Here is a 14,105-nt window from a genome sequence, read left to right on the forward strand (position 1 = left end):
AATATTAGTAAAAAATGCTACTGGGTCAGTAGAATCATTGAATTCTAGAGGATTACTCGTCATGGCTGAAATTTTTACCCCTTTTCTGGCTGCATTCATTTTGGCTTACATCCTAAGGCCTTCTTTTCAATGGCTTGAAGGACGTCGATTGCCAGCAGCAGTTGCAGCAGGTCTGACTGTTATCTTTGGCCTAGGGGTGGTGATTGCGATTTTGAGCCTCTTTATTGGTCTCTTGAAAACCGAGATCCCGCTAGTTAAGGCGCAATTGCCAGAATGGATTGCAAATACCCAAGCTTGGCTTGGGCCTAAATTAGCTGAACTGCATTTCAGCGTCGATTGGGGCACTTTAAAAACAACTATCTCACAAAAAATTTCTGATCATATTAGCGATAACGCTGACACTCTTATGGGCTCCACGATCGAGACCGTACTCATGTCTGGCAGCTCGGTCATCGCAGGATTTATTAATTCTATTTTGATCGTGTTTGTGATGTTTTATCTACTTATCGACTGGGATCATTTTTTTGGGCTAATCAAAAAAATTGTTCCAGTGCGCGCGCAAGAGACGGTGCATCACTTAGCAATGCATACAGATGGCCTACTCTCGCAATATCTCAACGGCATGATCATTGTAATTTCCATCATGTCGGTTTTTTATAGCGTTGGTCTTAGCATCATTGGCATTAAAGGCGCTATTGCATTGGGCATTTTTACTGCGCTCATGATTGTGATTCCTTACATTGGCATCACACTGGGCTTTAGCCTTGCAATCATTTCGGCGCTTCTACAGTTTGGTCCGCAACGAGAACTCGTTGGTGTTCTCGCACTCTACGGGCTTGGCCAGTTTCTAGAAGGCTTCGTCCTTACACCACGCCTCGTCGGTGAGCGCATTGGCTTACATCCGGTAGCCGTCCTGTTTGCTTTGCTTCTCTTTGGAAAACTCTTTGGATTCTTTGGAGTTTTATTAGCCTTACCAATTAGCGCAGTAAGTTTGGTACTAGTGCAATACCTCTGGTCTGTTTATACGCAAAGCTCTTGGTATCAAAAATAATTTCGTTTTAATGAATACACCTTCGCTCCCAAGACAATTCGCTTTAGATATTAGTCACACACCCAAAGCCAGTCTCGAGAACTATTTACCCGGCAAAGATCGTGCCTTAGTTGAGACCCTGAAAATACTTTGCAACTCTTGGGAAAATAATTCCACAAAAGGATCTAGCAACCCTCTGAACCATCGTTGGATGTATTGGTGGGGACCAGAGGGATCTGGTCGCTCGCATTTATTAGAAGCGGTGGCGCATGCTGCTGAACGCACTGGTCTTGATTGCTTTTCTTTAAATCCAAGTGAACCCGTTTCTTGGGTGCGACTTGAAGAAAAACTACTGGTTCTCGTCCAAAGTGAGGCCGCCTCAGTCATTACAGTGGATGATGTCGACCGCTTAGATGATCGACTGATTGGTGCACTTTTTCGGATTCTGAATGAGGTCCAGGCTAGTAGAAATATTCACATCTTTATAGCTGGAAATGCTGCTCCAGCCAATCTCACACTTCGGGAAGACCTACGGACCCGTCTGGGCTGGGGTCTCATCTTTCAAACCCAGCTTTTGGATGATGATGAGAAAATACAAGCCTTGGAGCAAGCAGCCAAGGCTCGAGGGCTGGTGCTATCGCCTGATGTATTGCCGTGGTTGTTAAACCGTTTTTACCGCGATATGCCCAATTTAATGGCCCTCATTGATGCTTTAGATGCTTATTCATTAGAAACAAAACGTGCTGTAACCTTGCCCTTGGTGCGCGAGCTCTTGCAACCTAAATAATTTATTCAATACTCTATTTGTGACCCAGTTAGCCCTTTTCGATTTAGACCACACACTATTGCCCTGCGATAGCGATTACGAATGGGGTCAATTCTTGGCGCGTATTGGCGTTGTCGATAGCAAATACTATGCACGACAAAACGAGCGCTTCTATCAAGACTACAAGGAAGGTAAGCTTGATATTCATGAATTTCTCCGCTTTGCCCTAAAACCCCTCTCTGAGCACTCACGTGCCCAGCTCAAAGAATGGCATGACCAATTCATGGCAGAAGTGATCAACGGGCAGCTTCGTCAAAAAGCGATCGATTTGGTAAAACAACATCAAGATGCTGGTGACTTATGTTGCGTTGTCACCGCAACCAATAGCTTTGTAACGCGCCCAATCGTCGAGAGTTTTGGTATCGAGCATCTGATTGCAACTGAGCCAGCAACCCGTGGTGATGGGCTATTGGCCAGCTTCACGGGCGAAGTTAAAGGCATTCCAAACTTTCGCGAAGGCAAGATTCAAAATCTGCATGACTGGCTGAGTAAGCAGGATCTGAGCTTAGCTAAATTACCGCGCAGTTATTTCTATTCAGACTCAATGAATGACTTACCATTATTAGAGCAAGTAAGTCACCCAGTTGCCACTAATCCAGACGATCGTCTACGCAATGAAGCCCAATTACGTGGCTGGCCAATTCTTGAGTTGTTCGCATGATTACTAAATTTATCAAGCGCATTTTGCGTCGCGACCCGATGGTCAAGCATACGCAAGCAAACAATACAGGCGCACCAAAACGTATTCCTAAAAAATCGCATCGCATTGATCCACATTTACTTTCTAAAAACGCGGTCAAGGTAACGCAAACTTTGCAACAAGCGGGTTATGAGGCATTTATTGTTGGTGGTGCGGTACGAGATCTCGTTTTAGGCATTGGCCCAAAAGATTTTGACGTTGCTACCAATGCAACACCAGATCAGGTCCAACGGTTATTTCGTAAGGCACGTCTCATTGGGCGTCGCTTTCAGATCGTGCATGTGACCTTCTTTGGTAAAGGTCACCCAGAAATCATTGAAGTTTCCACCTTTAGAGCCTTACTTGATAACGCTGGTGACCATGTTGCTGAAAGTGGTCGAATTTTGCGGGATAACGTTTGGGGTTCTCAAGGTGAAGACGCAGCTCGTCGCGATTTCACAATTAATGCAATGTATTACGACCCATCTAGCGAAACTGTGCTCGACTATCACGGCGGTATGGCGGACATGCAAAAGAAAACTTTGCGCATGATTGGCGACCCCACAAAGCGTTATCGCGAAGATCCCGTTCGGATGCTCAGAGCGATTCGCTTTGCTGCTAAAACTGGATTTACTTTGGACGCTGATACTCGTGCGCCGATTGCCAAGCTAGGAAAACTACTGCAAGACGTTCCTTCAGCAAGACTCTTTGATGAAATCCTTAAGCTGTTGATGTCAGGCTATTCTTGGGCGGCCATACAAGGTCTGCGAAATGCAGGCCTTCATCATGGCCTACTTCCGCTGCTCGATCATATTCTTGATAACAGCGAAGCCTCTAAGGGGGCAAATGATTTTGTGAAGCTAGCGCTAGCCAATACTGACCAACGCATTCAATCTGGCAAGAGCGTTTCGGCTGGCTTCTTATTCGCCACCCTACTTTGGCCAGACCTCTTAAAGAATTGGAAGGCCAATATTGCTAAAGGCATGGCAAATATCCCGGCACTACAAGATGCAATGGATGACACGATAGCCACCCAAAGTAGTGGTATGACGATTCAGCGGCGCTTTGAAAGTGATATGCGGGAAATCTGGTCTATGCAGCCACGCTTTGAAAGGCGAATTGGACGCTACCCTTATCGACTCATAGAATCGCCCCGTTTTAGGGCAGGCTATGACTTTATGCTCCTAAGATGCGCAACTGGTGAGCAGAGCCCAGCCATAGGAGAGTGGTGGACTAACTTCATTGCTGCCGACCCAGTAGGACAAGATGAATTGATGGCCAGCGTAAAAAATGAATTAGGCGCTGCCGCCAATATACCTGCCAAAAGACGCCGGCGTAGAAAACCCAAATCAGCCACCCCACCAGAACCGACCTTAGGTTAAGCAGACTTAGAGATTTTTCGGTAAAATAGTTTCATCTCTAGTTTGGAATCGTATGGCACGAGCATTTATCGGATTTGGTGGCAATATCGGTGATACCCGTCAGCTCATCACTGATGCAATCGTCTGCTTAGCGCAGCGCTCAGAATTACAAATTCTGGCAAAGAGTTGCTTTTATCAAAGCGCACCCGTTGAAGCTCTCGGTGGCGATTACATTAATGCAGTGATTGAAATCGAAACCCAATTAAGTCCGTATGGGCTTCTGCATGTCTGCCAAGCAATTGAACAAGAATTTGGTAGAGAGCGCCCTTACGCTAACGCACCGCGTACGCTAGATCTCGATATTCTGTCTTTTGAGGGCGTTACTCAAAATGAAACTGAGCTTATGCTCCCCCATCCAAGAATTATTGAACGATCATTCGTTCTACTTCCCCTGCTAGAAATTGCCCCTGATTTCTTCCTACCTAATTTTGGCGAACTGAAGAGTTATTTACCTCAGGTGGCTCATCAGAGAATCGAAAAACTCCCCTGCCGCAACTGCAATTGCGGGGAAAAAGACGTTTATAGCCAAACGGCGCATTAATTCATTAAACTCTCGCCATGGGTTACTTACAAGGCGACAAGCCAATTTCGATTACTAAGCTCTTGGCGATGCATGCCGAGCAAGAAAAAATTACTATGCTCACCGCATACGATTCGACAATGTCCGCATTATTGAATCGCTGCGCAGTTGAAGTCATCTTAATTGGTGATTCTCTAGGCAATGTGATTCAAGGCCACTCCAGCACGACGCCAGTGACTGTTGAGCAAATGGCGTATCACACTGAATGTGTAGCTCGCGCCAACACCCACGCTTTTTTAATTTCTGATTTACCCTTCGCCAGCTATGGCGACCCTGTACAGGCTTTAGATTCTGCAGCAGAACTCATGCGCGCTGGCGCAGACATGGTCAAGCTAGAAGGTGGCGATTGGCAAGTCGATATCATTCAATATTTAGTTGAGCGTAGCGTTCCAGTTTGTGCTCACCTTGGATTGCTTCCTCAATCAGTTCATGTTTTAGGTGGCTACAAAGTTCAAGGTAAATCAAGAGATGCGGCAACCCACATGCTGGAGCAAGCACTTGCATGCCAACAAGCTGGCGCACAAATGGTAGTGCTCGAAGCGATACCTTCATCGCTTGGCGAAAAAATTACGTCTGAATTGCATATTCCAACCATTGGGATTGGTGCAGGTCCAGATTGCTCGGGTCAAGTTTTAGTACTTCAAGACATGTTGGGCATTAGCCCAGGTAGACCGCCCAAGTTCGTGAAGAACTTCATGGAAGGTCACCACTCAGTTGAAGCAGCCGTTAAGGCCTATGTGCGTGAAGTGAAATCTGGAAAATTTCCCGGACCCGAGCACGGCTTTGCTGGTTAATTAGCTAAAGAAGCTCTTTACCCCATCAAACCAGCCTTTTTGTTGCGGGCTATGTTTGTCGCCACCAGATTTCAGACTGTCGTCAAACTTCTGTAGCAATTGCTTTTGCTCATCAGTCAACTTCACCGGTGTTTCAACCAAGACGTGAACAAACAAATCGCCAACTAAAGTTGAACGGAGGCCTTTGATGCCTTTATTACGTAGGCGGAAAGTCTTACCAGTCTGAGTTCCTTCCGGAATTGGAAACTCAACCCGACCTGATAACGTTGGGACTTCAATTTCACCGCCGATCGTTGCTATCGCAAATGAAATCGGCATCTGTACATGCAAATCGCTACCGTCGCGCTCAAATACTTTATGGGGTTTAACGCGAACCTCTACGTAGAGATCGCCGGATGGTCCACCGTTAATACCAGGCTCGCCATTACCAACTGAACGAACGCGCATACCGTCATCAATACCTGCAGGTATTTTGATTTCGAGGGTTTTTTGTTCTTTGTGTTTACCTGTGCCATGACAAGTCTTGCAAGGCTTTGGAATGTACTCGCCAGTGCCGCGGCACTTAGGGCAAGTTTGCTGCATTGAAAAGAAGCCTTGCTGAACACGTACTTGACCATGCCCATCACAGGTAGAACATTTCTCCGCCTTTGAACCAGGCTCTGCACCAGTGCCGTGACATGGCTTGCAATTACTCCAGCTAGGAACACGAATTTGAGTGGTATAGCCTTCGGCTGCCTGCTCAAGTGTAATGTCCATGTTGTAACGTAAGTCAGCACCTTTGTAGACTTGCGGACCACCATGACGACCACCGCCTTGACCAAAAATATCACCGAAGATGTCACCAAAAGCATCAGCAAAGCCGCCACCGCCAAAGCCACCGCCTCCGAATCCGCCACCCATCGAAGGATCAATACCAGCATGACCGTACTGATCGTATGCAGCACGCTTATTGGGATCGTTTAGCGTTTCGTACGCTTCTTTTACTTCTTTAAATTGGGCTTCAGCGGTTTTGCTATCGGGGTTGCGATCAGGGTGATACTTCATTGCCATTTTACGATAAGCTTTTTTGAGCTCTTCATCGCTGGCACCTTTTGCTACACCAAGCACTTCATAAAAATCGCGTTTACTTTTAGGCACGGCCTATCCTCTCAACAACCTGAATGGCACAAGTCGGCACGAGGCCGACTTGTTATTTAAGTACATCAAAACTACGTTAATGAATGTCTGATTTAAAGAATTACTTCTTGTCATCAACCTCTTTAAAGTCTGCATCAACAACATCAGCGTCAGGGGCTGCCTTTTGCTCGCCACCTGGGGCTGCGCCTGCAGCTGCACCAGCTTTAGCCTGTTCAGCAGCCATGACTTTTTCGCCCAGCTTCTGACTTGCCTTACCCAAAGCTTCAGTTTTGGCTTCAATAGCTTCTTTATCGCTACCCTTGATCGCTTCATCCAACTCTTTGAGGGCTAGTTCTATGGCTTCTTTTTCAGAGGCTTCTAAGCTAGCGCCATGCTCTTCCAAAGCCTTCTTAGTAGAGTGAGCCAAGGCATCTGCAGTGTTACGAGCAGTTACCAACTCCAATGCTTTCTTATCTTCGGCAGCATTGGCTTCAGCATCTTTCACCATGCGTTGAATTTCTTCTTCGGTCAAGCCAGAATTTGCCTTGATGGTGATCTTGTTCTCTTTACCAGTAGTCTTGTCTTTTGCTGTTACATGCAAAATACCGTTGGCATCGATATCAAAGGTCACTTCAATTTGCGGCATACCGCGCTGAGCAGGTGCAATACCTTCGAGGTTAAATTCACCCAACAACTTGTTTGCAGCAGCCATCTCACGCTCACCTTGGAAGCACTTGATGGTTACAGCAGGCTGATTGTCTTCTGCAGTAGAGTAAACCTGTGAATGCTTGGTAGGAATCGTTGTGTTCTTTGGAATCATCTTGGTCATGACGCCACCAAGAGTTTCGATACCCAATGACAATGGGGTAACGTCCAAGAGCAATACATCTTTACGATCACCAGACAATACAGAACCCTGAATTGCGGCACCAACAGCTACTGCTTCATCTGGGTTAACGTCTTTGCGTGGCTCTTTACCAAAGATTTCTTTTACTTTGTCCTGAACCGCAGGCATACGAGTCTGACCACCGACCAAAATCACGTCGTCGATATTGGCGACGTTTACGCCAGCGTCTTTAATCGCAGTTAAGCAAGGGCCAGCCGTGCGGTTGATTAACTCTTCAACCAAGGACTCTAATTTGGCACGGGTCAACTTCAAATTCAAGTGCTTAGGACCACTAGCGTCAGCAGTCACGTATGGCAAGTTAATTTCAGTTTGCTGTGCAGATGACAATTCGATCTTGGCTTTTTCGGCTGCATCTTTTAAACGCTGCAATGCTAAAACGTCTTTACTCAAATCAACGCCTTGCTCTTTCTTGAACTCAGCAATGATCCAGTCAATGATGCGTTGGTCAAAGTCTTCACCACCCAAGAAGGTATCGCCGTTGGTAGAAAGCACTTCAAACTGCTTCTCACCATCCACGTTAGCAATCTCAATGATGGATACGTCAAATGTACCGCCACCTAAGTCATACACAGCGATCTTGCGATCTACCTTGTCTTGCTTGTCCAGGCCAAATGCCAATGCAGCAGCGGTTGGCTCGTTAATGATGCGCTTCACATCCAAACCAGCGATACGTCCGGCGTCCTTAGTGGCTTGACGTTGACTGTCGTTGAAGTAAGCAGGAACAGTAATGACTGCCTCAGTCACTTCTTCACCGAGATAGTCTTCGGCAGTCTTTTTCATCTTGCGCAGGATTTCAGCAGAAACTTGCTGTGGCGCCATTTTCTTATCACGTGCTTGAACCCAAGCATCGCCGTTGTCTGCTTGAATAATTGCGTAAGGCATGAGTCCAATATCTTTTTGCACTTCAGGATCAGTGAATTTACGACCCATCAAACGCTTCACTGCGTAGATTGTGTTTTTAGGATTTGTCACTGATTGACGTTTTGCTGGTGCACCAACCAATACCTCTCCATCTTCAACGTAAGCGATGATCGATGGAGTTGTGCGAGCGCCTTCTGCGTTCTCCACAACTTTAGGTGCATTGTTTTCAACAACTGAAACACACGAGTTAGTGGTTCCTAAATCGATTCCGATAATCTTTCCCATAATTGCTCCAAAAAATTAAATTACTTTGTTGTACTTCTAGGTTGTTTTAGGCGATCTATTTGAACCGCCACGAATATTCCAATACCCAATAAATGGGGTCTAAAAAGGGGAATTCAAGGGGTGAAATGGCAAAAAAGGCAGAAATCTGCCTTTTTTTGACTGTTTGGGGTTTTTACCCCATTTTTTTGGTTTACTTAGGGGCGCTCACCGTCACTAAAGCTGGTCTAAGGACGCGATCAGCCACGGTATAACCCCTTTGCAGCACTGAAACCACGGTATTGGCATCTTGCTCAGAAGGCACTGAGGCAATGGCCTGGTGGTGGTGGGGATCAAATTTATCGCCTACCGAAGGGTTAATTTCGGTCATGCGACCTTTTTCAAAAGCAGCCAAGAGCTGCTTCAAGGTAATTTCTAAACCTTCTTTGAACGCCTTAGCATCACCCGCATCAGTACTCAATGCGGCATACAGACTATCCGTTACCGGAACTAAGTGCTCGGCAAAACTCTCGATCGCAAACTTATGAGCCTTCGCAATATCCTCCACGGCGCGACGACGGATATTTTCAGCCTCAGCCTTAGCGCGCAGAAAATTATCTTGCAAATCAGAGACCTTCTGGTTGAGCTCAGCAATTTCTTGCTCAGGTGTTTTTACCGCAGGAGTCTCTGTTGCAGTAGTCGAATTTTCTGTATTTGACTCTGCCGCAAGATTCTCTTGCTCTGGCATTGGGTTTTGATTTTCTTGTGTCATGGACGCGAATTCACTTTTCTGTAATGGGTGCTATTGCATTGCTATGTGGGGTCAGTTTATTCAATTTCAAGACATACTTTTAGCCAATTCCGCTCTTTCATTGCACTTGGCAAGCTCATCAGGGGATTCTGTACCCAGAGACCATCCTAATAAATGCTGATAGGCAATATTGCTCAAAGCCTCAATCCACTTGGGGTTGCTGTTTAAACAAGGGATATAGCGATAGTCTCTGCCACCATGATCAAGGAATGATTCTTTTGCTTCCATGGCAATCTCCTCTAAAGTCTCAAGACAATCAGCTGGAAAGCCTGGACAAAAAATGTCGATACGCTGACAACCTTCTTTAGCGAGCTTTTCAATCGTGGGTGCGGTATAAGGCTTTAACCACTCGGCCTTTCCAAAGCGAGATTGAAAGGTCACAATATATTGACCTAGCTCTAAGCCAAGAGATTCTCCAAGTAATCGACCTGTTTTCAAACACTCACAATGATATGGGTCACCCTTCATCAAATTGCGTTTTGGCAAACCATGAAAGGACATCACAAAACGATCGCCTTTTTCAAAATCAGGTTGTCCATCTTTATCCCAATGACTTAAAACTTGGTCGCGCAGTGCGGCAATGTAAGCTGAGTTGTCGTGATAGTGCTTTACCAAGCGCAACTCTGGCTGGTCACGCCATGTACTTAATACGCGAAATACTTCATCAAAGCTTGAGGCTGTGGTCGTAGCGGAATACTGGGGATACAGGGGCAATAACAGCAAGCGCTCCATTCCTTGCGCCTTTAAGCCTTCAAGGGCTTCTTGGGTCGATGGCTTGCCATAACGCATCGCTAAATCGACCAACACAGTGTTGCCTTCATTGGAAAACTTTTCACCCAACTCTTTTGCTTGCAAGCGCGAGTAATGCATGAGTGGCGAACCTAATTGAGGCAACCATATCGATGCATATTTTTTTGCGGACGCACTACTGCGAATTGGCAAAATGATGCCATTTAAGATAATCCACCAAATGAAGCGTGGAATCTCTACAACGCGCGGATCGGAAAGAAATTCTTTCAAATACGCTCTCACTGCTTTTGGCGTTGGCGCAGATGGCGTACCTAAATTCAGTAACAGCACTGCTGTTTTAGAGGCGCGTAAGTGTGGGTTTTGATTCAAAGTAATGTGTCTCGGTTAAATAAGTAATTGTTGATTCAATATATTTTTATGAGCTGAGCGCGCCCGATAATAATTTAGAGGTGATATCCACAATTGGAATCACTCTGTCATAAGCCATACGGGTTGGACCAATGACGCCCAAAGTACCAACGATCTGCCCATCTACGCTATAGGGAGCACTAATCACAGCCAGATCCTCATATGGCAAGAGATCACTTTCGCCACCAATAAAGATTTGTATTCCATCAGCATGACTCGAAACATCAAGCAATTGCATCAAGACAGATTTTTGCTCCAACATATCAAACATCTTGCGCAACTTATCGAGGTTAGAGCTAAGATCGCCAACATTAAGCAAGCGACGCTCACCTGAGAGAACCATCTCACTCCGACTCATATCGTAATCTGCAACACCACTTTGTAAAGCTAAGGCCATCAATCCAGAAATATCAGCACGTAAATTATCAAGATCTGATTTCAGATGCAAACGGACTTGCTCAAAACTTTTGCCAGCAAATTGCGCATTGATGTAATTGCCAGCTTCAATAAGTTGGCTCGGCGTGTAATCCTGATTGGTTGGCAAGATACGGTTTTGTACATCCCCTTCTGGGGTGACCATGATGAGCAAAATCTTGCCTTCGCCCAAACGGAGAAATTCAATATGTTTAAAAACTTGGGCTCGCTTTGGTGTCATCACCACGCCGGCAAAATGGGTGAGGTTAGACAAAATCTGGGCGGCTGAATTCAAAACCCGTTGTGGAGAATCTGGCAAAAGACCTTTTTCAACCTCACGGGCCGCCATTTCTTCGAGGGGACGAACCGTGACCATGGTGTCCACAAAGAGACGATAACCTCTTGGCGTGGGTATCCTACCGGCAGAGGTATGGGGGCTGGTTACTAGGCCCATATCCTCTAAATCAGCCATCACATTACGAATAGTGGCGGCTGAGAGGTCTAAACCCGAAAATCTCGAGAGGGTGCGCGAGCCAATAGGCTGACCCTCTTCGATATAGCGCTCGATGAGGGTTTTGAGTAAGGCGCGGGAACGTTCGTCCATGGTGGAAGGGATTTTATGCCTATGGTTTAATCGTTATATGTTAAGCCCATCCCCAAATTCCTCCAAGAAGGCTTTTAGCCGGGTGGCGCTCGTCGGCAAATTTCATGCAGATGGCATTGAAGACCACCTAAAAGACCTGGCTACATTGGTCTCAGGATTAGGTTGCGAGGTCTTTATTGAGGCTGAGACTGCAACTCACCTCGGTTTAAGCGGCTACCCAACTAAAACAGCGCAAGACTTTGCTGGGTCAATAGACCTGGTTGTGGTCTTGGGCGGTGATGGCACCATGCTCGGTATTGCTCGTCAATTGGCGGGTAGCAATGTACCGCTCGTAGGAATCAATATGGGTCGCCTTGGTTACATGACTGATATTCCTTTTCAGTCCGTCAAAGACACCTTACCTAAAATCATTGCCGGTGATTTTGAGGCTGATACCAGAACACTTTTAGATGCTGTCGTGCTGCGTGACGGCAAAGAAATTAATCGTGCCTTGGCACTCAATGATGTGGTCGTAAACCGCTCTGGTATTTCTGGAATGGTGGAGCTTGCAGTTCAGGTAAATGGCTCATTTATGTACAACCAACGCTCTGATGGCTTGATTGTTTCCACCCCAACCGGTTCAACGGCCTATGCCCTCTCTGCTGGGGGTCCCATTTTGCATCCACATGTTGCAGGCATATTACTTGTGCCAATTGCGCCACACTCACTTTCTAATCGTCCGATTGTTTTGCCAAAACATAGTGTGACCGTGATCGAAGTAGTTAACGGATTGGAAGTGATTGTGAATTTTGATATGCAATCCCAAACCAACCTTCAAAGTGGTGACAAGATTGAAGTGCGTCAATCCGATAAAACGATCGCCCTTTTACACCCAAGCAATCACAGCGACTACAAAACTTTGCGTGAAAAATTGCACTGGAATGAATACCCATCGACTTTCTGATGTCGAGTTTCTTGCTACGCTAATACATGCTTCAAACCATCTCCCTTCGTGACTTTGTCATTGTTGATCAGCTTGAACTCGATTTTGCTAGCGGTTTTACAGTCCTGACTGGCGAAACTGGGGCTGGTAAATCGATTCTGCTTGATGCTTTAAGCCTCGTTCTTGGTGAACGCGCAGATAGCAGTCAAATACGTGAAGGCAGTAGTCGCGCAGAAATCTCAGCCCTCTTCCGCATTGATCCCGAACTCATTTCATCCTTTAGTCAATGGCTAGATGAACAGGGCTTTCCTATTGAGGATGATGGACAAAGTCTCGTACTCAAAAGAACCGTTGAGAGTAATGGTCGCAGTCGTGCTTTTATCAATGGCAGCGTTGCCACATTAGCTCAACTTCGTGAAGCAGGCGATCAACTGGTTGATATTCACGGCCAACATGCACATCAACTACTCTTGAAGGGTGGCGCGCAACGCGAACTCTTAGATCGTCACGCGGGATTGCTTCCGCTAGCATCAGAAGTTGCGCAAGCTTTCAAAGTACTCAATGATTCACGTCGCCGACTAGAGCAGGCCGAGAATGCAGGCCATGATATTGAGCGTGAACGCGAGCGTCTCGAATGGCAATTGGAAGAACTCACTGAACTTTCTCCGCAAGTAGGAGAGTGGGGCAACATTCAAAGCGAGCATGTCAGATTAGCCAATGGCGCCAAACTGATTGGTGGCTGCCAAGAAGCAATCGAAGTGTTGAGTGATGCCGATAATTCACTAGCATCCTCCTTGTCTAAGGTCTGCGGCAGTATCAGCGCCTTAGCAGAACATGATCCCGCCTTAGGCAGTATCAGCGAATCGCTTGAAAGTGCACAAATTCAGTTGGACGAAGCAATTCATGGACTTAATCGCTATCTGCAAAAAATTGATTTAGACCCCGCACGTCTTGAGCAAGTTGAAGAGCGGATGCAGGCCTTGCATGGCGCCTCTAAAAAATATCGCACTGATGTTGATGAGTTACCAAAACTTCTTTTAGAGACTTCGGAGCGGCTAGAGGCCTTAACTGCCTCACAAAATATTAATGCCCTCAGAGAAAAAGTTAAACAAGAAGAAGCGGCTTATTTCAAAGTAGCAAAGCAGCTCTCACAAAAGCGCAGCAAGGCTGCTGCCGAACTAGGCCAACTAGTGACAGATGCGATGCAGGACTTATCCATGGCTGGGGGACGTCTAGAGATTGCTCTCGCATCATTGCAAGAAGGTGGCTCACACGGTCTTGAACAAATCGAGTTTTTAGTGGCGGGTCATGCGGGCAGTACTCCACGCTCTTTAGCTAAAGTCGCCTCTGGTGGTGAACTTGCTCGTATCAGCCTAGCGATTAGCGTGATCACCAGCAAAGCCTCATTCACTCCAACCTTAATATTTGATGAAGTAGATGCCGGTATTGGCGGTGCGGTTGCCGAAACGGTCGGCAAGTTGCTCCATCAATTAGGCCAGTCTCACCAAATCCTCTGTGTCACCCACTTGCCTCAAGTAGCAGCCCAAGGCAATCATCACCTTAAAGTGAGTAAATCACAGAGCGGAGAAAAAACGGTTTCACAAGTTCAGCCATTGGGTAGAACAGAGCGAGTTGAAGAAGTTGCCAGAATGTTAGGTGGCGCAACAATCACCGATACCACCCGTCGTCACGCTCGCGAGCTACTAGAACAAAATTAGTCG

13 protein-coding genes are annotated in these 14,105 nt (G+C 46.3%); 8 read left to right on the plus strand and 5 right to left on the minus strand.

The genetic code is table 11. The features are described from left to right. Positions 1 to 61: 61 nt before the first annotated feature. From A8O14_RS09790 to panB, 6 genes are read left to right on the plus strand one after another with little or no spacing between them, the layout of a single operon-like run. Positions 62 to 1,051, plus strand: coding sequence for an AI-2E family transporter (locus tag A8O14_RS09790; RefSeq protein WP_082913166.1), 990 nt, complete (start codon positions 62 to 64; stop codon positions 1,049 to 1,051). Between the two features lie 10 nt (positions 1,052 to 1,061). Then, complete coding sequence (gene hda / locus A8O14_RS09795) at positions 1,062 to 1,817, plus strand: DnaA regulatory inactivator Hda (RefSeq protein ID WP_068949338.1); 756 nt, start codon at positions 1,062 to 1,064, stop codon at positions 1,815 to 1,817. Positions 1,818 to 1,836: 19 nt separating this feature from the next. Next, positions 1,837 to 2,517: a histidinol-phosphatase gene (locus A8O14_RS09800; RefSeq protein WP_068949339.1), complete on the plus strand. Its 681-nt coding sequence runs from the start codon at positions 1,837 to 1,839 to the stop codon at positions 2,515 to 2,517. Beyond that, the gene (gene pcnB / locus A8O14_RS09805) at positions 2,514 to 3,917 is read left to right on the plus strand and encodes a polynucleotide adenylyltransferase PcnB (RefSeq protein WP_068949340.1); all 1,404 of its coding nucleotides are present in this window, start codon (positions 2,514 to 2,516) and stop codon (positions 3,915 to 3,917) included. The genes A8O14_RS09800 and pcnB overlap by 4 nt, the downstream gene beginning before the upstream one ends. A gap of 52 nt (positions 3,918 to 3,969) precedes the next feature. Then, on the plus strand, positions 3,970 to 4,497 hold the full coding sequence (gene folK / locus A8O14_RS09810; protein WP_068949341.1) for a 2-amino-4-hydroxy-6-hydroxymethyldihydropteridine diphosphokinase: 528 nt from the start codon (positions 3,970 to 3,972) through the stop codon (positions 4,495 to 4,497). A gap of 17 nt (positions 4,498 to 4,514) precedes the next feature. Then, positions 4,515 to 5,330 (plus strand): 3-methyl-2-oxobutanoate hydroxymethyltransferase, encoded by an 816-nt coding sequence (panB, locus tag A8O14_RS09815; protein ID WP_068949342.1) that lies wholly within the window; start codon positions 4,515 to 4,517, stop codon positions 5,328 to 5,330. On the opposite strand, the gene dnaJ is transcribed toward panB, so the two are convergent. The 5 genes from dnaJ to hrcA form a co-directional block, all read right to left on the minus strand. Beyond that, positions 5,331 to 6,467, minus strand: coding sequence for a molecular chaperone DnaJ (gene dnaJ, locus A8O14_RS09820; RefSeq protein ID WP_068949343.1), 1,137 nt, complete (start codon positions 6,465 to 6,467; stop codon positions 5,331 to 5,333). Between the two features lie 100 nt (positions 6,468 to 6,567). Beyond that, on the minus strand, positions 6,568 to 8,499 hold the full coding sequence (gene dnaK / locus A8O14_RS09825) for a molecular chaperone DnaK (RefSeq protein ID WP_068949344.1): 1,932 nt from the start codon (positions 8,497 to 8,499) through the stop codon (positions 6,568 to 6,570). Positions 8,500 to 8,689: 190 nt separating this feature from the next. Beyond that, positions 8,690 to 9,247, minus strand: a complete 558-nt coding sequence (gene grpE, locus A8O14_RS09830; protein WP_068949345.1) for a nucleotide exchange factor GrpE — start codon at positions 9,245 to 9,247, stop codon at positions 8,690 to 8,692. A 66-nt stretch (positions 9,248 to 9,313) separates the two neighbouring features. After that, on the minus strand, positions 9,314 to 10,411 hold the full coding sequence (gene hemH / locus A8O14_RS09835) for a ferrochelatase (RefSeq protein WP_082913167.1): 1,098 nt from the start codon (positions 10,409 to 10,411) through the stop codon (positions 9,314 to 9,316). A 40-nt stretch (positions 10,412 to 10,451) separates the two neighbouring features. Beyond that, on the minus strand, positions 10,452 to 11,462 hold the full coding sequence (hrcA, locus tag A8O14_RS09840; RefSeq protein ID WP_068949347.1) for a heat-inducible transcriptional repressor HrcA: 1,011 nt from the start codon (positions 11,460 to 11,462) through the stop codon (positions 10,452 to 10,454). Positions 11,463 to 11,499: 37 nt separating this feature from the next. Here hrcA and A8O14_RS09845 point away from each other — a divergent pair, with 37 nt between their 5' ends. Then, complete coding sequence (locus A8O14_RS09845) at positions 11,500 to 12,405, plus strand: NAD kinase (protein ID WP_068949811.1); 906 nt, start codon at positions 11,500 to 11,502, stop codon at positions 12,403 to 12,405. A 26-nt stretch (positions 12,406 to 12,431) separates the two neighbouring features. Further along, the gene (gene recN, locus A8O14_RS09850; RefSeq protein WP_068949348.1) at positions 12,432 to 14,102 is read left to right on the plus strand and encodes a DNA repair protein RecN; all 1,671 of its coding nucleotides are present in this window, start codon (positions 12,432 to 12,434) and stop codon (positions 14,100 to 14,102) included. Positions 14,103 to 14,105: the final 3 nt, after the last annotated feature.

This window comes from Polynucleobacter wuianus (genome assembly GCF_001659725.1).
In the GTDB taxonomy this organism is placed as follows: Bacteria; Pseudomonadota; Gammaproteobacteria; order Burkholderiales; family Burkholderiaceae; genus Polynucleobacter; species Polynucleobacter wuianus.

Excerpts from the sequence above, each read along its gene's own strand:
- hda (WP_068949338.1), top strand. The coding sequence starts at position 1,062 with ATGAATACACCTTCGCTCCCAAGACAATTCGCTTTAGATATTAGTCAC.
- dnaK (WP_068949344.1), bottom strand. The coding sequence starts at position 8,499 with ATGGGAAAGATTATCGGAATCGATTTAGGAACCACTAACTCGTGTGTT.
- pcnB (WP_068949340.1), top strand. The coding sequence starts at position 2,514 with ATGATTACTAAATTTATCAAGCGCATTTTGCGTCGCGACCCGATGGTC.
- grpE (WP_068949345.1), bottom strand. The coding sequence starts at position 9,247 with ATGACACAAGAAAATCAAAACCCAATGCCAGAGCAAGAGAATCTTGCG.
- hrcA (WP_068949347.1), bottom strand. The coding sequence starts at position 11,462 with ATGGACGAACGTTCCCGCGCCTTACTCAAAACCCTCATCGAGCGCTAT.
- recN (WP_068949348.1), top strand. The coding sequence starts at position 12,432 with ATGCTTCAAACCATCTCCCTTCGTGACTTTGTCATTGTTGATCAGCTT.
- folK (WP_068949341.1), top strand. The coding sequence starts at position 3,970 with ATGGCACGAGCATTTATCGGATTTGGTGGCAATATCGGTGATACCCGT.
- panB (WP_068949342.1), top strand. The coding sequence starts at position 4,515 with ATGGGTTACTTACAAGGCGACAAGCCAATTTCGATTACTAAGCTCTTG.
- A8O14_RS09845 (WP_068949811.1), top strand. The coding sequence starts at position 11,500 with ATGTTAAGCCCATCCCCAAATTCCTCCAAGAAGGCTTTTAGCCGGGTG.
- A8O14_RS09790 (WP_082913166.1), top strand. The coding sequence starts at position 62 with ATGGCTGAAATTTTTACCCCTTTTCTGGCTGCATTCATTTTGGCTTAC.